Source organism: Syntrophomonas palmitatica JCM 14374, assembly GCF_001311885.1.
In the GTDB taxonomy this organism is placed as follows: Bacteria; Bacillota; Syntrophomonadia; order Syntrophomonadales; family Syntrophomonadaceae; genus Syntrophomonas_A; species Syntrophomonas_A palmitatica.
Genome location: NZ_BBCE01000020.1, coordinates 38,827 through 56,868, shown reverse-complemented (window position 1 = coordinate 56,868; position 18,042 = coordinate 38,827). Strand labels below are relative to the sequence as shown.

Annotated in this window: 19 protein-coding genes and 2 CRISPR repeat arrays; of the genes, 2 read left to right on the top strand and 17 right to left on the bottom strand. The window is 45.7% G+C overall.

Going from position 1 to position 18,042, the window contains the following annotated elements:
• Positions 1–127: 127 nt before the first annotated feature.
• Positions 128–865, top strand: coding sequence for a flavodoxin family protein (locus JCM14374_RS11270; protein WP_054697350.1), 738 nt, complete (start codon positions 128–130; stop codon positions 863–865).
• On the opposite strand, the gene JCM14374_RS11265 is transcribed toward JCM14374_RS11270, so the two are convergent.
• The 6 genes from JCM14374_RS11265 to JCM14374_RS11245 form a co-directional block, all read right to left on the bottom strand.
• Entirely contained in the window at positions 862–1,209 is a 348-nt protein-coding gene (locus JCM14374_RS11265; protein ID WP_054697346.1) for a YlbF/YmcA family competence regulator, read from the bottom strand. The two genes, JCM14374_RS11270 and JCM14374_RS11265, sit on opposite strands and share 4 nt — an antisense overlap.
• A gap of 14 nt (positions 1,210–1,223) precedes the next feature.
• Entirely contained in the window at positions 1,224–1,685 is a 462-nt protein-coding gene (locus JCM14374_RS11260; protein ID WP_054697343.1) for a RidA family protein, read from the bottom strand.
• 153 nt (positions 1,686–1,838) lie between these two features.
• Positions 1,839–2,402, bottom strand: a complete 564-nt coding sequence (locus tag JCM14374_RS15850) for a sodium:calcium antiporter (RefSeq protein WP_369397366.1) — start codon at positions 2,400–2,402, stop codon at positions 1,839–1,841.
• The gene (locus JCM14374_RS15845) at positions 2,396–2,722 is read right to left on the bottom strand and encodes a calcium:cation antiporter family protein (protein WP_369397365.1); all 327 of its coding nucleotides are present in this window, start codon (positions 2,720–2,722) and stop codon (positions 2,396–2,398) included. The genes JCM14374_RS15850 and JCM14374_RS15845 overlap by 7 nt, the downstream gene beginning before the upstream one ends.
• 128 nt (positions 2,723–2,850) lie before the next feature.
• Complete coding sequence (locus JCM14374_RS14920; protein ID WP_054697340.1) at positions 2,851–3,090, bottom strand: PHP-associated domain-containing protein; 240 nt, start codon at positions 3,088–3,090, stop codon at positions 2,851–2,853.
• Entirely contained in the window at positions 3,071–3,616 is a 546-nt protein-coding gene (locus JCM14374_RS11245) for a PHP domain-containing protein (RefSeq protein ID WP_054697336.1), read from the bottom strand. Before JCM14374_RS11245 ends, JCM14374_RS14920 begins: the two co-directional genes overlap by 20 nt.
• Positions 3,617–3,823: 207 nt before the next feature.
• Between JCM14374_RS11245 and JCM14374_RS11240 the strand changes: the two genes are divergently transcribed.
• A complete protein-coding gene (locus tag JCM14374_RS11240) occupies positions 3,824–5,128 on the top strand; it encodes a DUF1015 domain-containing protein (RefSeq protein ID WP_054697333.1) in 1,305 nt (434 codons plus the stop codon).
• Between the two features lie 144 nt (positions 5,129–5,272).
• Here JCM14374_RS11240 and csm6 read toward each other — a convergent pair whose 3' ends face one another.
• The 11 genes from csm6 to JCM14374_RS11190 all read right to left on the bottom strand — a co-directional run bounded on the left by csm6 (position 5,273) and on the right by JCM14374_RS11190 (position 17,958).
• Positions 5,273–6,628, bottom strand: a complete 1,356-nt coding sequence (gene csm6 / locus JCM14374_RS11235; protein WP_054697331.1) for a type III-A CRISPR-associated CARF protein Csm6 — start codon at positions 6,626–6,628, stop codon at positions 5,273–5,275.
• Between the two features lie 38 nt (positions 6,629–6,666).
• Positions 6,667–6,993 carry a CRISPR-associated endonuclease Cas2 gene (gene cas2, locus JCM14374_RS11230; RefSeq protein WP_054697330.1) on the bottom strand — a complete coding sequence of 109 codons (327 nt, stop codon included), beginning with the start codon at positions 6,991–6,993 and terminating at the stop codon, positions 6,667–6,669.
• On the bottom strand, positions 6,993–8,057 hold the full coding sequence (gene cas1 / locus JCM14374_RS11225; RefSeq protein WP_439646077.1) for a CRISPR-associated endonuclease Cas1: 1,065 nt from the start codon (positions 8,055–8,057) through the stop codon (positions 6,993–6,995). The genes cas2 and cas1 overlap by 1 nt, the downstream gene beginning before the upstream one ends.
• A 112-nt stretch (positions 8,058–8,169) precedes the next feature.
• Positions 8,170–8,571: a CRISPR direct-repeat array (repeat unit 36 nt; unit sequence GTTTCCGTCCCCTTAAAGGGGTCCTTCCGTTCAAAT).
• 251 nt (positions 8,572–8,822) lie between these two features.
• Positions 8,823–9,652: direct repeats of the CRISPR family, unit length 36 nt; unit sequence GTTTCCGTCCCCTTAAAGGGGTCCTTCCGTTCAAAT.
• A 643-nt stretch (positions 9,653–10,295) separates the two neighbouring features.
• Positions 10,296–10,469, bottom strand: a complete 174-nt coding sequence (locus JCM14374_RS15985; RefSeq protein ID WP_439646076.1) for a hypothetical protein — start codon at positions 10,467–10,469, stop codon at positions 10,296–10,298.
• 47 nt (positions 10,470–10,516) lie between these two features.
• Positions 10,517–11,263 (bottom strand): CRISPR system precrRNA processing endoribonuclease RAMP protein Cas6, encoded by a 747-nt coding sequence (gene cas6, locus JCM14374_RS11220; RefSeq protein ID WP_054697327.1) that lies wholly within the window; start codon positions 11,261–11,263, stop codon positions 10,517–10,519.
• Between the two features lie 25 nt (positions 11,264–11,288).
• The gene (csm5, locus tag JCM14374_RS11215; RefSeq protein ID WP_054697324.1) at positions 11,289–12,425 is read right to left on the bottom strand and encodes a type III-A CRISPR-associated RAMP protein Csm5; all 1,137 of its coding nucleotides are present in this window, start codon (positions 12,423–12,425) and stop codon (positions 11,289–11,291) included.
• A complete protein-coding gene (gene csm4, locus JCM14374_RS11210; RefSeq protein WP_083454061.1) occupies positions 12,422–13,363 on the bottom strand; it encodes a type III-A CRISPR-associated RAMP protein Csm4 in 942 nt (313 codons plus the stop codon). Before csm4 ends, csm5 begins: the two co-directional genes overlap by 4 nt.
• Entirely contained in the window at positions 13,338–14,033 is a 696-nt protein-coding gene (gene csm3 / locus JCM14374_RS11205) for a type III-A CRISPR-associated RAMP protein Csm3 (protein WP_054697319.1), read from the bottom strand. Before csm3 ends, csm4 begins: the two co-directional genes overlap by 26 nt.
• A 16-nt stretch (positions 14,034–14,049) precedes the next feature.
• Entirely contained in the window at positions 14,050–14,514 is a 465-nt protein-coding gene (gene csm2 / locus JCM14374_RS11200; protein ID WP_083454065.1) for a type III-A CRISPR-associated protein Csm2, read from the bottom strand.
• A 13-nt stretch (positions 14,515–14,527) separates the two neighbouring features.
• Complete coding sequence (cas10, locus tag JCM14374_RS11195; RefSeq protein WP_172674216.1) at positions 14,528–16,912, bottom strand: type III-A CRISPR-associated protein Cas10/Csm1; 2,385 nt, start codon at positions 16,910–16,912, stop codon at positions 14,528–14,530.
• A 422-nt stretch (positions 16,913–17,334) separates the two neighbouring features.
• A complete protein-coding gene (locus tag JCM14374_RS11190; protein WP_054697316.1) occupies positions 17,335–17,958 on the bottom strand; it encodes a 1-acyl-sn-glycerol-3-phosphate acyltransferase in 624 nt (207 codons plus the stop codon).
• Positions 17,959–18,042 lie beyond the last annotated feature (84 nt).

The window sequence follows — 18,042 nt, the reverse complement described above, 5'->3', positions numbered from 1 at the left end:
TCACCCAATTTATAGCATCAGAAATATGACCGGTATGGCATTTTTTAGATCGGCTATGAGAAGGATATCCGGCACAATAGTCGAATATCCAAATATATTTATCAGTAATTTTTAAGGAGGAAATATTTTGCGGATTATAGCAGTAAACGGAAGCCCCAGAAAGGATAAGGTATCCAAGACCGCCATGATGCTGGAATCTTTCATATCAGGGTGCAGACAGGAAGGCGCCGCGGTTGAACTGATTAATCTGCGTGAGAAAGATATCAAAATGTGTACGGGCTGCTACGCTTGCTGGACAAAAAGCCCGGGCGAATGTGCGTTCAGAGATGATATGAAAGACGTTCTGACCGCGGTGAGAGAAGCCGATTTGGAGATATGGGCTACACCGCTATATTTCTTTGGTCCCACAGCTATGTTCAAGAACTTCCTGGACCGCAGCATCCCCATGGCTGAACCTTTCATAATAAAAAAGGATGACCTTTGCAGTCATCCCCTGCGCGGGAAGTCTCGCCATATTGTTTTCATGTCCGTAGCCGGTTTTTATGAGTCAGACCATTTCCAGCCTATGTCCGATTGGCTGCATTTCATGGAGAGGCGCGGTCTGATTAAAATAATAGCTGAAATATACCGGCCTGAATCCGAGTTTATGAGCGCTCCCCAGCTGAAGGAAAGGGTGGCCGAAGTCCTGGCATCTGCAGAACAGGCAGGGAGAGAGCTGGTTCGCAACGGTTCAATTGATAAAAAAACCATAACAAACATCCAACAAGAGATTATCCCCGACCAGCAAACGTACATAGATTTAGCCAACAAATACTGGAGCTGGGCTATAGAACGCAATCGGAAGCACCGGGAAAAAAGGAATTAATCCTGTAGTGCGCGCCCGACTGATTCGTGAATTATTTCCATCAAATCATTATATAACTTTATGAAGGCCCTTTCAGCTTCAAAAAAATCGGCCACGCCAGGTTCTTTGCATAACTGCGCGTGTTCAATAGCTACATCGCGCAGTTTGTTTTCCGGCAGGCTCTGTCCCATAACCTGGGCCCGGTTGATTTCCATCTGGTGCTCACGCAGGACAAGTATTTTCCGCATGATTTCCAAGTTTTTTTCTACATCTTCCTTGGCATTCAGGTAGTTGCGGTAAATGTCACTGTTCATGATAGCCTGGGCCAGTTCGTGAGCTTTATCATATGGATCAGCTGCAGTCATCTATTTATTCTCCTTTATCGTTTAATTTGGCATATCATTTCTATTTCGCAGGCGGCATTTAAGGGCAAGGCATTGACGCCTACCGCCGCCCGGCTATGTCTGCCGCGATCCCCAAAGATATCCAGCAGTAATTGTGAAGCCCCGTTTATTATCAGGTGCTGCTCATGAAAACTATCCGCACTCTGTACAAAACCCGTTATTTTAATAACCCGCACCAGATTATCCCAGCTTTCAATCTGATCCTTTAAAACCGCCAGGCAGTTTATAACCGCGGTACGGGCTGCCGCCTGACCATCTTCCAAACTCAGGTCCTGACCTGCACGTCCAGAATACAGCAATTTCCCATTAAATACCGGCAGCTGCCCGGATATGAAGAGCAAATCTCCTGCAACAACCCCTGGCACATAGGCTGCCACCGGTTTGCTGGCGGCTGGAATAAAAATACCCAGTTCCTCAATTCTCTTTTCTATATTCACAGATATCCCCCCGATATTTTACTCAATACTACTTAATTATTCCCGCAAACACACCCGTGAGGAACAGGACATAGAATAAACCTCCCGCCATTAAAATAGGCGCGCTGATATGTTTGCGGGTTCGCAGTTCCAAGTAGATAACCAGAGATGAAATCAGGGCCAGGGCTGCCGAATACAGGCTCCGGAGGTAAGCTGCCAATCGGTAAGAAATATCCCCAGGGCCGGAATGACAGAGCTTTGAAAAACCATAGCTCCGGTGATATTCCCCAGGGCCAGGGTATCCTTCTCCCTTGACACCCAGATAACACTGTTGAATTTCTCCGGCAGTTCAGTGGCTATGGGGGCGATAATTAAAGACAGAACAAAAGCCGGTACCGCATATACGATCGCCAGGGCTTCCACCTCCACCACAAACAACTTGGCACTGAATATTATTACCGCCAGAGCACCAGCCACCTGCAGCAGTATCACCAGCACAGGAGGATTTTGCGACTTGCGCGCCAAATATAATGGGGCCATTTCCGAGTCGCTTTCAATGTCGCGTTCTTCATTCAGCATGGTATGGACATACAGAAAGTATGAAGTCAGCATTATGGCTGCTATTGCCAGCTGGATAGAGCGGAAAAAGGGAGGAATAAACCCCGCCAGTATTGCGGCTGAGAAAACCACAATAAAAAATCCCAGGTCTCGTGACATGGTAGAGTAATCAGCTACCATTTTGCTCCCCGGGAACGCCGCCGCCGAAACGCCACCACCGCCACACCGGTTACAAACATAGCCAGGGTAGAGAGCATGAGAGGAGCGCCCAGAATAGCTCCAATGCCTATTTCATGGCCAGCTTTGCCGGCGCCGAACACTATGGCTATTATGGGAATTAGGGTTTCAGGCAAAGCAGTGCCAACCGCTGCCAGCACACTGCCCACCGCACCTTCAGACAGGTTCCACTTCTTCCCCAGCCATTCAATCCCATTAACAAACAATTCGGCCCCAACCAGGATAAGGCCCAGACTTACAATCAAAATCGCCAGGTTTTCCAATTCCACAATTCTCCTTAGCTGATTAATATGAAACAGCCGCTAATTAATACTAAACAATAGCAGATTTTTAGGTTTTTCAATTCCTTATGTGTTATGCTCTTATGTTTGTAACCTGCGGCCATGTTGGGTTAGTCTATCGATACCAGGCTTTGTTTGCGTCCTGCCAGGACCGCCACTTTTCTATAGCCCGCCTGCCGCGCTGATCTCACCACATCTGCCAGGCCTTCGCCCAGCTGTTCAGGGTGATGAGCATCCGAACCCAGGGTAATAGGTATATTCAAGGAAAACATAACCTCCAAAAGTTCTTGAGCGGGATAGATCTCACGCACCGGTTTACGCAGTCCGGCACTATTTATTTCTATTACCATCGGCGCCTTTAATACTGTGTAAAACCGGCTTGGCATATGCGAGGGTACTCTGCCGCCAAGGCCGGTGGCCCCATATTTTAATAAGGTCTAGGTGACCAACCACGTCGAATAAGCCGCTTAATGCCATCCTATTTACAAGACTAAAATATTCTTCATAAACCTGATCATAATCCTTTTTTTCAAATAAATAACCATAATCCGGGTGATCAAAACCCCAGCCGTCAATAAAATGAATAGAACCTATAAAATAATCCCAATCGTATTTGTTTCTTAAAGCCGCGATTTCCGGCTCCCGGCCGGGAATAAAATCAACTTCCAGACCTAATCTTATGCGAACATCATCGTATTCCCCGCGCAGCCCGGCCAAAACCTTAGCATCAATAAGCTGAACAAACTCATCATGTTCCGCAAATCCGACTTCTTTTATCCCTTGCCGGCGAGCCGTATCCAGAAATGATTTCAGCCATTCATAATCATATCTATATTCACCATGGGCCGCCGCATGGATATGATAATCGAGCAACATTATCAGGACTCCCCGCAATATTCCTTAGTATTTCATTAAATCACTAGCCAGGCAATAAATCAAGAAAGTAAGTGTTATGAGGTGCTGCATTAAGATGTGCATGCTGAATCAAAGACCTCTGACAGGGAAAAAAGTTGCAATAAGACAGGCTATAGTCTAAAATTTAGGCGTGTAAAGGAAATTGGGCAAGGAGGATTAACGTTATATATGGCTACCATTGTTCCCTTTCGCGGGCTGCGTTACAACCAGGAAAAAGTAAAAAAACTAAGTTCAGTGGTGACCCCTCCCTATGACATCATTGACGAAGCCGCCCAGGCCAGGTATTATGCGGAAGATCCGGTCAACATTATTCGTCTCGAACTAGGACTTATCTTTCCCCAGGATACAGCCTGCAACAACCGCTATACGCGGGCCGCACAGTATCTGCACAAATGGATGGAAGACCAGACTCTGATCGCTGAAGACAGCCCTGTTCTTTATCTTTATCAGCAGGAATTTACGATCAAAGGCAAACGGCTAATTCGCAATGGTTTGCTCTGCGGCTTAAAAGTAGAACCTTATGAAAACGGCAATATCCTGCCTCACGAAGAAACCCTGTCCAAGCCAAAAGCTGACCGTCTGCATTTAATGAGAAGTACCCATGCCAATTTTAGTTCCATATTTGGACTTTATTCCGATCCTAAGAAAGTTATTGATAACAGCCTTATTAAATACAGCCAGGAAAAACCCGCGGATATAAGCATTGAGGATGAAGCTGGTGAATTCCATCGCATCTGGGTGGTAAACGATCAGAAAATCATTGATAAAATAGTCAAGACTATGGCAGATAAAAAAATATTTATCGCCGACGGCCATCACCGTTACGAAACCGCCCTGGGTTATGCCGAGGAAATGAAAGAACAGGGACTTACAGGTTATGATTACGTTATGGCAACCCTGGTCAATCTTTTCGATGAAGGGCTGGTAGTTCTGCCAACCCACCGGGTAGCCGGTAAATTAAAAGATTTTAAGATGAGCAGTTTCCTGCAGCAGTTGGAAAATCTCTTTAGGATAGAAAAACGGGGGAATAAGGATAATCTGCCCGCATTAATAGAGGAAATGGCTTCAAAGGGTGAAAAGGAACACGTCTTTGGCCTCTATGCCTCTCAGGAACTTTACCTGCTCACACTCAAAGATTTTCCCCAGGCGTCCGCCTGTCTGCCAGCGGAAAAATCAGACGCCTGGAAGAATCTCGATGTAGCTTTACTGGATAACCTCATCCTTGATCAGATACTGGGCATCGGCGAACAGGAACGCCGCAATCAGGAAAACCTGGCCTACAGCCGCAGCGAAGAATGGGTAGTCGAACAGGTAGATAACAAATCCTACCAGATAGGTCTGCTCATAAATCCCACCCGGGTGCAGGAAATCGTAGACGTAGCCAGTGCCAGGGATAAAATGCCCCAGAAATCTACCTATTTTTATCCCAAGCTCATAACCGGTCTGGTGATAAACAACTTGGACATAAAATAGAATTTATAAACCGTAACACAAAAACCTGTGATTGAAGCGGATTAATAAAAAGGGACCAACCTTCCTCCGGGCAAGGTCGCGTCCCTTAATACATTATTTTGATTAAAATTCTTTTGGTTCGTCCGTTTTCTTATCTCGGTTTGCTCAAGTTTTAAGTCGGGCAATAATTTCATTATTCATCTTGGTATAACTTTCCCACGGATCAATATTGGCCGTAAAATAATGAGGATAAATATATTTATACAGCCATTGCATATCTCTTATTAATTTATCACTGGAGATTCCAGCTTCCCTGGCAAACTGTTCTTCTTTTACCGCAATAATATTATGCGCCGCTTTGTTCCTGATGCTTTCCTCAACAACGCGCATATCCTGAGCTTTTTTCAATACTGCTTCATTTGGAAATGAACCCTGGGGATTGCAATCAAACTCAATAATAGGTAACAGTGCGGAAAAAGATAAGTCGCTATCCTTAAAACCTGTTGGAAATCTCAAATCAAAGTAAGCCAACAGATTAGGATCCATCTTTTCCAATTTAGACCTTTTCATTTTCCAATGCCCAGAACCCCGCTGTTTTTCCTCACAATAGTCCCTCTTAATATGTCTCTGGCATTTTTCCTGCAAAAACAACTCAAAGAGTTTGCTCAATGCCGGTGAAATACCGCGCACAAAATCCATCAGCTGTCCAGACCGTTGCTGCAAACTTAATAAAAGCAAATATTCAAACAGTTCCTTGCCATCTCCGGATTTAATCGGAAATAAATCATATTTGACCCGTCTGCTTTCCTTTTCCGCCTGGGTAAGATCCATGTTCTTGCGGTATTGGGCCGCCTTTAATAAACATATAACATCAGGGGATATAAAATCCTTTACTCCTGCGAGAATATTTAAGGCCGCAGTATAGTTATATGCTTCAATATTGCTAATGGCAGCTTCCCGTAAAAACAGGAACCGCAGGTTAATTGATTGCACTAGACGGGTTCTGTCCCGGGGCTCCATCTCCGGGTGGTTATCCAGATTATTATTCCAGGTCAATTCTACATCATAGTTTGGTGACCCGTAATTTTCACTTTCATTTGGCGTTGTAACCTGAACAGGCATAACTGGAAAAGGAGCGGTCAAAGCCAATAACTGGCAGGCTGACTTCATCTGTGGCGTCCCGGAAGATAGGTTAATTATAATTTCACTGCCGGGATTTTCATTATGTATATTGACCAATTCTTTTTCAAAAATAGGATGAAAAAGGTCAAATTCTTGTGGATTATCTATATCAGCATAGCGCAATTCGATAAATTCACAGGCGAAACCTTCTCGTTCGCAAAGCCGTGCGGCATGCACCTGGTAGCGATCATCCTGATCCGCCAGTTCACAAACCCGCCGAGTCATAAACAGATAAACCTTATCCGGTTTATAGTGTCGCATAATATGCAGCAATGGCCCATCATAATCATTTTTAATAGGGTCGGTCATCCCCAGGGTACTGAATAAGACCTTAGACAATTTATTCCCTCCAAACAACACGCCAAAGGTTGTTTCAATCAAATAATTACAACTTCTTCCTCTTCCAGCAACTCTACTGACCCCCAGTATTTTATGTCAGCATTGCTGGTCAGCTTGTAAACCCTTACCTGATCTTCGGGTGCTATCAACCCGGGTATTCCTTTTACCAACTTATCATATTTGGACTGGGGCAGGATACATTCAAAAGCCGATTTTTGCACTCTGATCCCAAACCCCTGTAAATACTTGGCAAAGGCTGCGCGGCGGCGGTTATCAACAATATCATAAATAATTACCACCAAGTATTTTCGCCTCTCTTCCGCAATAAACTCGTCAAAAATAAATATGCGATTATGGCTTTGCATTACCTGATCACCACCGGTTGATATATATCCGGATTACCTTCTTCAACTGCATGGGCCAAACGCTGGCACTGCATTTCTATCGCCCGCCGGAAGCTAACCGAATAATCAACATAATTTATATAATTGGAACGACTGCGAACTTTCTTCTCGTATTCTGCAATATAGATTTTGGAAGCCTGTTTGTCCAAATATACTCCGCCCTCCTGGGCAGGTTTTTCAAAATGCTCGCGTTTAATAATACCCTTGCTGGTAACATAAAGAGCCAATGAATCTGCCAGGACAGGACGCCATTCTTCCATCAAATCCGAACACAAAGCCGGATGTCCGTTTCTGATGCTGTGCAGGAAACTGGCATAGGGATTTAAGCCTCGGTTCACTACAGCTGTATAAACGTCATACATCAATAATGTATAAGCAAAACTCAAAAGGGAATTAAAGGGATCACGCGGAGGCTGTCGACTGCGTCCCGAAAAAGAAAATTCCTGTTCCACCAACGACCCCAGGGCCTGGTAATAATGCCGGGCCGCATTTCCCTCATACCCCATCAGTTCCTCCCGGCATTCTGCTTTATTTATAATAGGCAGGAGCTTATTCATAGCGTCAATACTGGCTTGAGCTGAACTTTGCGGCCGGTTTCTCTGGTAACGCCTCAGTATAGTGATTTGGTTCTTAACTTTAGCACCAATAATCTTCTTTCCCAGGGTCAGGCAGAACTCTTCATCCTCACCGCAGGCAAATTGCCGCCTTTGGCGATAGATATTTACACTGCGCGTTGATTCCAAGCGTCCATAAAATTGTCCCTGGTTTGACAGCCAGGTGAGGTTGATATCCCGTTCCATAAAATGCTTGACGCAGTTAGAGCTCAGGCTGGTATCGCCAAAAATTATTACGTTTTCTATGCCTTCTATCGGCAGGGTACGTTTTAAATTATCGCTTTCGATAATCACGCAATTATTCTGTACACCAATTTTAGCGCCTCGTTCATAAACATATAAAAAGCTGATAAAAACACCCCCGAACCCAAATAGATTTTTCCGTCCCCTTAAAGGGGTCCTTCCGTTCAAATATTTTATACCCGCTACTCTCCAGTCCCCGGTTACCCCGGTTTCCGTCCCCTTAAAGGGTCCTTCCGTTCAAATGCCGTTCCCGGCGACAAATGCCGGGACGGTGGAGAGTGTTTCCGTCCCCTTAAAGGGGTCCTTCCGTTCAAATGCAAGGTCCGCACCTGCGGTTACGGTCCAGGTTGTTTTTGTTTCCGTCCCCTTAAAGGGGTCCTTCCGTTCAAATTGTAAGCCTGGAACCAGTAACGCCCGAAGAATGGGCGTTTCCGTCCCCTTAAAGGGGTCCTTCCGTTCAAATCTTGTATACCAGCATGATTATACCGATGACAACGGTAATGTTTCCGTCCCCTTAAAGGGGTCCTTCCGTTCAAATCTTTGACGCATGTGGTACCGGCTACCAGGGCATACGGTTTCCGTCCCCTTAAAGGGGTCCTTCCGTTCAAATCCTGGTGGAGAACGGCAAAATAGTAGCCGCGACCAGGTTTCCGTCCCCTTAAAGGGGTCCTTCCGTTCAAATGCTCAGAAAGGCCTCCGATAAGGTGGAGGCAGAGGGCGTTTCCGTCCCCTTAAAGGGTCCTTCCGTTCAAATGAACAAAAACACGTTGCAAGCGCATTTTGCAAAAGTAGTTTCCGTCCCCTTAAAGGGGTCCTTCCGTTCAAATTAAGGTGGAGGCCGCGGGGAGTCTGTACTAGACTGCCGTTTCCGTCCCCTTAAAGGGTCCTTCCGTTCAAATCCGATATAGTGTTCACTGACGCCGTTCCCGGCGACGTTTCCGTCCCCTTAAAGGGGTCCTTCCGTTCAAATATGGCGAACTGGATGGCTGGTATATCGAAATGTTGGGTTTCCGTCCCCTTAAAGGGGTCCTTCCGTTCAAATTTGATTGTTTTTCCCTGGAAAGCAATTTTCAAGGGAAAGTTTCCGTCCCCTTAAAGGGGTCCTTCCGTTCAAATCATATGGCATAATGTCGATAAACACTCCTTGTCCAGTTTCCGTCCCCTTAAAGGGGTCCTTCCGTTCAAATGGGAATGAAGTAAATCCTTTAGACCCTGCGGGTCTGGAAGTTTCCGTCCCCTTAAAGGGGTCCTTCCGTTCAAATCCGCCCCATCGGGGACGGAACCTGGCAGGGCGACTGGGGGTTTCCGTCCCCTTAAAGGGGTCCTTCCGTTCAAATTCTTTTGCCGTTGGTTCAATCATTTGGACGGCAGCGCAGGTTTCCGTCCCCTTAAAGGGGTCCTTCCGTTCAAATAATAATGATGCTCAGCAACGCCGCGTCCGTCCCCGGGTTTCCGTCCCCTTAAAGGGGTCCTTCCGTTCAAATAAAAACATGGAAATTAAAGGACAAGTCGAGTTGTTTCCGTCCCCTTAAAGGGGTCCTTCCGTTCAAATGGAGAAACTTGCCGCAATAAAATGTGGTACGAAGTTTCCGTCCCCTTAAAGGGGTCCTTCCGTTCAAATGAATTGGAGCAAAAATATACAGCTTCAGCGTTTTGCGTTTCCGTCCCCTTAAAGGGGTCCTTCCGTTCAAATGGGAGATTGAATCCGAATTACTCGATCTAAAAACGTTTCCGTCCCCTTAAAGGGGTCCTTCCGTTCAAATACACAAAAAGACACCATCAATAAAGAGATAGAGTTTCCGTCCCCTTAAAGGGTCCTTCCGTTCAAATTATGTAAAAAATTTTCTCCACCGGCATGTTTAAGTTTCCGTCCCCTTAAAGGGGTTTCCGTCCCCTTAAAGGGGTCCTTCCGTTCAAATGTTTGATGAAAGGAGAATCAACTTTTGTCTGAAGCGTTTCCGTCCCCTTAAAGGGGTCCTTCCGTTCAAATACAAGGCTGAAGGGAGGGACGACAAGTGATAGACCTGTTTCCGTCCCCTTAAAGGGGTCCTTCCGTTCAAATGCAATTTGCGAAACCTCAAAAGGCAGCCGCGTGTGTTTCCGTCCCCTTAAAGGGGTCCTTCCGTTCAAATTCTGGGGCCTCAGTAGGAACGTTTTTCCAGTTTAAGTTTCCGTCCCCTTAAAGGGTCCTTCCGTTCAAATGTTAAGGTTATTTATACCGACGAATCAGAACAAGTTTCCGTCCCCTTAAAGGGTCCTTCCGTTCAAATGGTTACCATAACCGATAAGTGGGAACTTGTAGAGTTTCCGTCCCCTTAAAGGGGTCCTTCCGTTCAAATTAGTTTTAGTGAATCGGAATAATACAGGCGAAATCGTGTTTCCGTCCCCTTAAAGGGGTCCTTCCGTTCAAATCCTGTCTTCGCAAACCCTCATGACAGCAGCTCTAAAAATATACTTTGCGGCGCTAAAAATGTTTTTGCCATTTTTATCCATATTGTTCAAGGCTATTATTTCCCCATTGTATAATACCTTCAATTTTCTTCGTTTTTCTTCTTTTTGCTCTCGGCGGCGGTCATTCATAACATATTAAAGCCATAGCGGTTTAATTATCTCTAACGCACAAAATTTTATGATACCTGGTTTACTCTCACCCCCCCCATTCCCAGGGCAGTCTTAATCCCCAGGCCGCTGTATTCAGCAAATGACAACAAGGCTCCGCTAAGACGAGCAAGCTGTTCCGGCCCATTTAGCACCAGGGTTATCTTGCCTGTATAACCGGTTATTTTGGTGTTATCCAGGTAATAAACAGCTGAACGAAGCGAATACCTTACAATGCGCATATGATTAGCCGCTTCCTGCATAACATTCGAATCATCCAGGGATATATCCTGAACAAACGCGCTATAACGCCTGCTCAAGCTGCCGACTATTAGTTCCAAACTGGGAAACAAAGCATAGTTGCCATTCTGTTTGTGTGTACACGGCGTTAAAAACTCTATTTCGTAACGGCGGCAGGGATTCTGGCACATAAAAAATCGGTTAAAATATTCTGTTTCAGTCAGAGTTATTCTTTGCACTCCGCAGACTTCCAGGATTATTCCTTTTTGCTCCAGTTCTATCCGTGAAAGCGGCATAACTGCCTGCACAATGCACTCTGCTATATCTGCATCCCACAGACCTATGTTCCAGGCAAGCTGCTGCGTACCAAGAGGCCGAACATACTGGGAAAAAGGACGTAAAACGCTTTCGTGAAGTAAAGCCGCTGTTTCAGCAGGAAGAACCCGCATTAAAAACCCATGAAAAAGCGAACCCCAGTTGTAGCTGGCCCGTTGATCTCCTTCATATTTACATTGAATAATAATTTTTTGCAGCATTTTCTACTCCTCATAACAGGCCAGTTTAGTCAAATACCAGTTCACAACGGCCCATTTGATAGTATTCATCTTTATATAGGGTAGTCTTAAGAATATGCGGTGAGACATGATGTTCTTTAACATCCCGGTGGTGACCATGCTTGGGAAATTGTTTCAGCATGATTTTAGAGACAAGCGGCAAGGCTTGTTCGTGCCGGGAGTAAAGATTATAGGTTAAGGTTTTGGAAACGTAGCCTGCACCGCCCCCCAGGATGATGTCAACTCCCCGGTTGGCAGAGACCTCAGCATCATTGGGCAGTTCATAAAAGTGCTGTTCAAAGTTGGCATAATGTGCATCGGCAAATTCATGCAGGGCGGTTTCAATCCTCTCAATATTCAGGCCAACTCTGGCCAGCATCGTTACGTCCAGGGTCATAGTAAAATTGACCTCCGTTCCGGGGATTAGACACTCCCGGAAAATCGGCAGGGGGTTAACGGTTCCATCCGGTTTGCGGTCGTATTTTCCGGTCAAGGTAAGAAAATTAAAATTCACCGGAGCACTGTCACTAATGCGAATGGCCTGCATAAAATCATTAACTGGACCGGATACCGGTTTCCCGTCACGGGGGTCCTGTATACCCAGGCGGCAAAATACTGTCTTCTCCAGCCTGCTGTTTTCATTGGACAGATAATACCTTATTTGCCGCGGTGCTTCGGCTGATTCTATGTCTCGTTTTTCCCGTTCCCAACTGCCCGTCTTCATCAGCCAGGCGGCCAGAGCGGTTCGAATGGCGCCTTTGAGGCTGGAACCAGGTATATAAGGATACCCGCTGCCATCCTTGATAAAAGTCAGTACTTCCTGGAAATTTACAGTCCGGGCGGCTTCACCCGCATCTATGCAGTAATTAACAAATACTGAATAATCTTTTTCGCCTACCTCATTTTCATGCAAAAATGTTTTAAAATCATTCTGGCGTGGCTGGAGCAAAAACTGCTCATATTTTGCCAGCAAGCCCCGGCTTTTTAAGAATTCTACCAGACGAGGAAAATCAGGGAAATAAATGCGGCCTTGGCGGCTATCAAAGATATATTCCTTCTTGTGCAGACGTTCGCCGGAACCGATAAATACCGGGGCCAGGGTACGCAAGGTAAGATGATGGGTTTCCAGGTGTCCGTATCTCATACATTAACCCCCACAAAAAGTGATTTTCCACAGCGCCATACCGGATGTGCGCCATGATCGGAGAGATCATACATACCCCCGGGGAACCGTTCAGCCAGGCAAGAACCCGGCCCCAGCATATACAAGCTGCGTTTTTTCATCTGTCCGGGGGCATACGCAGCGGAGCGAATGAATCCGCCTCTCCGGACCAGAGTATGCCAGCCATTTTCTAAAATTCGCTCCAGTTCTTCGTCTTCGGGCAAAGCGGTCCCCAAAAGCATCTGGTACCTCGCTTGATCATCCTCCAATAGTTTTAGTAACTCTGCAGGTACCGGACTGGTATTAATCTCGAATTTGCCCCAACCTGAAGATTGTTTGCCGCCTATCCCCGAAATACCAAGCCTGGCCAAAAGGTTCGTGAACCTCTCCCGCGCATTGATCCCTTCATAACGTAATATAAGATAGAGCCCGCAGCCCGGAGCGAAATTCCAGGCAGCCACATGATAGGGCAAAGGCGGACTGTTACCCTTTATGGCCACACGGCTAATGGTTGTTAATTGACCGAAGGTATATTGAAGGTTTTCCAAATTTGGCATAGCTTTTTGTAAGCCTTGCAGGTATTCGTTAAACAAAGACAATGGAATGTATTCTATTGCCTTCAGGCGCTTTTTCAGGCCCGCATCTCCCTCCCTCTTTTTATGGCCGATAAATAAAACCGGTTTGGGCAGAAATATCTCCTCTCCTGCAAAAGGCAGGGCATCCGATATGGTCATTATTCCTTCATTAAAATAATTAACCAGTTCAGTCAGGTTATTTCCTGGAGCACACTCACAGCAAAGTGCGGAAAAAAGCGTGTCCGCATGAATATTCATCTGCCCGTCATCGAGAGAAGCTCCTCCTGATCCTTTGCCGATATGCAGCGCAGTAGAAAATCTAAGCCTGTACAGCAAGTAGTCCATAGGCCTCCACTTCCTTTAACATTGTTAAGAGCAGATTGACATCCTCGGGACATTCTCCGTCTTTTACCTGCAGCTCAAAATCAGAAAATGCCACTTTTCCATAACCGCGTGAGCCATGTCCGCCCAGGTAATCCATCGATACCAGTTTTAAAGCCCGGGCAATATTATCAAAATCGGCCTTGATTTCGCCAGCTTCCTCCAAGTCATAAACCATGTTAACAGCAAATTCCGCACCCCTAACCACTCTTTCAATCTGCCGGGGATTGGCAACGCCGGTTAATCGTGAGATGTTGTTTTCAAATTTCACTTCGGTCAAGCCGCTGCGCTTTTTAAGAACATCAGCATTGATAAGGAAGGCATCAGCAAACTGCAGGCGAGCTGGCTTGGGGTTTTCTTGTCTGCGCTGGTCTCCAGCCGAGCCAAATAAGCGTTTCAATGTATCCGGATCATCAGCACATTCCTGGGTTAGATAATGATTCTTCATGGCTTTGGCCAGCAGGCTGCGCATTTTGCCTTTAAGACTGGAACCAGGCAGCATAGGTTCACCGGTCAGGCTGTCCCTGACAACCGGGCTGTCCACCGCTCCTATAGCTGAAAAAGCAGATGAACCTCCGATATGCAAACCGGTTAGAAGTGTTAATTTACATTTGATAACTATCTTTCCATACATTTTATCTTCCCCCCGTCTAATCGCGGCCTCCATGGAAACGGTGGTAGGCTACCAGAGCTTCCATGTAGCGGGCAAAGTTAATAAAATTCTGACGGCTGGCGCCGATTCCGTTTAAAAGCTGCAGTAATCCGGCTTTATCTACGAACGGCTTAATTACCCTGGGTTCGCGTCCACATTCATATACAAGGCGAACTTTCAGGTATTCAATGCGGCTCTGTATTTCCAGATCTAAAGTTTCGCTGTATTCAGCCAGAACATCATTATAAATCTCGCTCACCCTGGCCAGGATATTCCTGATCTTACTGGTGGTAAAGTTTTGATAATCTCTTCCCATTGCGGTCTTTAAATCCAGAATCACCTGTTCAGCCTGAACGGTATAATTTTGCTGCAGCTGAAACTTCCCCTGGGACGGCAGAGATTGCGATGACTTCTGTTCCGTCTTTTCCACTTTGTAACCTGCTTTTCTGAAAGCTTCCTCCATACTCACAATTTATTCACTCCTTTTCCTCGCGTTTATAGTAAACGTATATCAGGATAGCTGTAATCAATTGGTTCCGGTCTTCCGGATTCATGGCCCAGCTATAAACTGTCCGGGCAAAATTGCTATAGCTGTGCTTTAATGTTTCCGGTGAACCCTTTTTCGGTTCCCTCCTGGACAGGAGATAGGCCAAACGGGCTATATTGATGGAGTCATATTCAGCCTGCCGCAGCAGCTCAATGATGTTGTATAAAAAGGTGTTACCGTAGTCGCCATTAATAGAAAACAGTTCATTTATAAGCCTGTATTTTTCTCCCAGTACCTGCTTTTCAAAGCTATCCCAATTATAAGTATGCCTGGCCTGCAGTTCTCCTTGAACCATCTCCAGCCCAAAAAGCGAAATAGCATCTTTCTCCCCGCCAGGATGCTTGTGTTTTTTGGCCGCATCTTCCAAAGCAGCAGTCTCAGCTGCCATACGAGCTATAGGATAGGTGGGTTCAAATATGGCAAGTCCGGCTGACATGGTTAGTGTATGACCGGTATAGCTGTCAAAGGCCCGGCGGATGTCCAGGGCTGCTGCCAGCACTTCGTTCCAGGCACCCACCAAGAACAAATCGTCACCGCCAGCATATACCACGACAATATTGCGCTTACCTGCGGGAGCTAATAATCCAGCTTTTCCATTAGTTAGTATTCCATTAAGATAATACTTGAAAAATATGGATAAGCTTCGTGACAGGGTTGCGGTACGGGATAAGGTAAGATAACGATATCGGTCTTTATTTGCCTGCTGCCGCACAAAACCGCTGACAAATGCAGCGCCCATATTATCAACATCGGCCCGCAGAACCCCGATCCGTTTAATACCTTCTGAACTTTGCGCCAGTTCAGCAAAGGTTTTCATATCGCCTTCATTATTGACAGCTGCGTAGTCCCCCAGCCACAAGCGGGTGGCCAAATTCAAACCAGTTCTATATGTATTCTTGCTGTAGACCCGTACTATCTTATCGGGATGGCTTGCCAAAAGTTCCTTTACCGATTCTTCCGGCAAGGCGTAAAAATACTGGTTTTCACCCCGGCTGGAAAAAAGCGGCCACGATGTGCCTTTTTGCTCCTCCTTAGCAACCACAAATACGGAATCTTTTTTAATCAGCATACGCGAGGTTTCGGTGAAGGCAGAACAAAATCGGCATACTGTGCCATCATCTCTCTCCACAAGCTCACTGGACACTCCGCAAACCTTGCATTCGCGCCCGTCCCGGTCCGGAGCGTTTCTGTTTAACAGGCGCAGTTCTGCTGCTGAATAACGCCTTAATTTGCGTTCCATTACCTGAGAGGCCAGACTGCAGAAAATGTTGCTGTAATCCTCAGGATCTTCCGTCTTGCTCATGAGTTCATTGCCGCAGCATTCTTGCAGTCCGTAGCCTACAAAAAGCTGGGTTCCAAATGAATCCAGCAACCTGAGATTGGTGTTTTTAATGGTTGAAACCGCCTTATCTCTGGCTTCATCGGTATTGGGCAGCAATATATAGGCATGTCCGCCGCCGGAATAAATGAGATTACAACGATAGAGTCCGCACTCGGCAACTATCTCATCAGCCAGGTTTTCCAGCAGTAGTTCCAGGTAAAATGACCGCGAACGCAATCCCTTCAAGGCTCCCTTAGATGAGATAGTGTAAATGAACTGCTGAATGCCGGAGATATCACAGGAGAACAAGCAAAAGGCCTTTTCCCTGTAGAAATTATGCCGCTCTTGAAATAATTCCAGCCGGTAATCATTCCTACCCTGGCTCTCCAAATAAAGAACAATGCAGGCTGCCAGAGCTGCGGTCAGTTTTGAATGGTCAAACAGAGATATGTCAGCAACTTCTCCCAGATAAGTGGATGACGGAACATATGACAGGTAAGCTTCTGCAAGTTCTAATAAAGAATTGACATATCCAGCCTTAAAATCTATACCCTGAAGTCCCTCGCTTAAGCCAAAAATAATTTTATTGTAATCAGATGCGGGATTATAGTCCGTAAAATCCTGAGGATAATTTATGTTTTCAATAATTGCCGCAGCCTGATAAGCTGCTTTCCCGATATTATTATTCAGGAGGTTGTAAATAGACTCCTGGGGGCGGTTTTTATCAAAACCTTTTAAACCTTCACCTTCAATCTCCCGCCGGTCAAGCCCGGAGGCAATATTGTCAGCAATATATACGGCATAGGCAGGATGGTCTGGATTCAAGCCTGCTCTGTCTAAATCCTGATGATGGTGATAGCGGATACAGTCCAGAATCTCTTGATTATCAGTATATTTCTCAATCCAGTCCCGGCCCGAAACACTGTGAGCACGACCGTCAATCTGGTCACCCCGATGCAATACTTTGCCGAAATCGTGTAAGATTCCAGCCATCGTAACCTGCATTGCCTTATTGTGCAATTTCTCATCCCTTTCCTGTGGATTATAGCCGATCAAAGTGCTTCTTACATAAACGCCCCTCCCCCAAGAGATGTTCCGCCTTCATTTATTCCAGCTCGTGCTGTAACCAGATATAATCAAAGCTAAAATTATATTATTTTTATTAGATGACAAGTATCTGTCATATTCCTTATTTTTTCTATTTTCCCCTAAATGGAATTAACAGTCATTTCGACATTTAAGCAGACATTTCCTCCCAGGTTAATCAATAAATCGGTATAATTTTCCTTGGAAATTAAATCAGAAAGGTCATCAAGGCCTCAATAAAAATGAAAAAGAGAGGTCCAATTTAAGATTGGGCCTCTCTCAGGATAACAAGGATATTACGCCGTAGTTACATTCCCCCAGATATGTGTTTACATTATGTTAGGGTTAAAACCTTCGGGATGGCGCGGGTGAACGTCGCGGTAGAAATCCTGTACCGGGGTCATATCAGCGACATAGTCTCCGGTGGGATAAAAGGTGTTTCCGATGCGGGCAATCTTCTTCCTGTAATCCAGCGAGGTTAGAACCAGCGGAACTCCGGCTTTGAGGGCCGCATAGTAGAATCCGGTTTTCCATTGGGTAACGGCTTTGCGGGTTCCTTCCGGACATACTATGATGCGCATATCTCTTTCTCTGGTCAGCAAACAAGCCATATAATCCACGAAGTTTTGTGATTTGTCCCTGGCGACAGGTACTCCGCCCAGCGATTTCAGAATGGGTCCGAACGGGAAAAAGAACCAGTCATCTTTGATTAAAATCCTGACCCTGATACCCCTGATAATAAATGTGGCAACACCCAGCACAAAATCAATATTACTGGTATGAGGAGCGAACACTATTACGCAATTCTCAACCTCTGCCGGTATGTCGCCGGTATTAATCCAACCGGCGGAAAAGAAACAATAACCTACAAATCTATTAATTATCCCGCTGACATTTTCCCGGACTCTAACCGGGTAATTCTGCTCCCACCACGACCTGGCCAGCTCGATCATATAATCCTCCTGATTATGATTTCTAGCAGTCAGATATTACAAACATTTAAATATCCTGCAGATATTATAACCGGGGGACGTTCT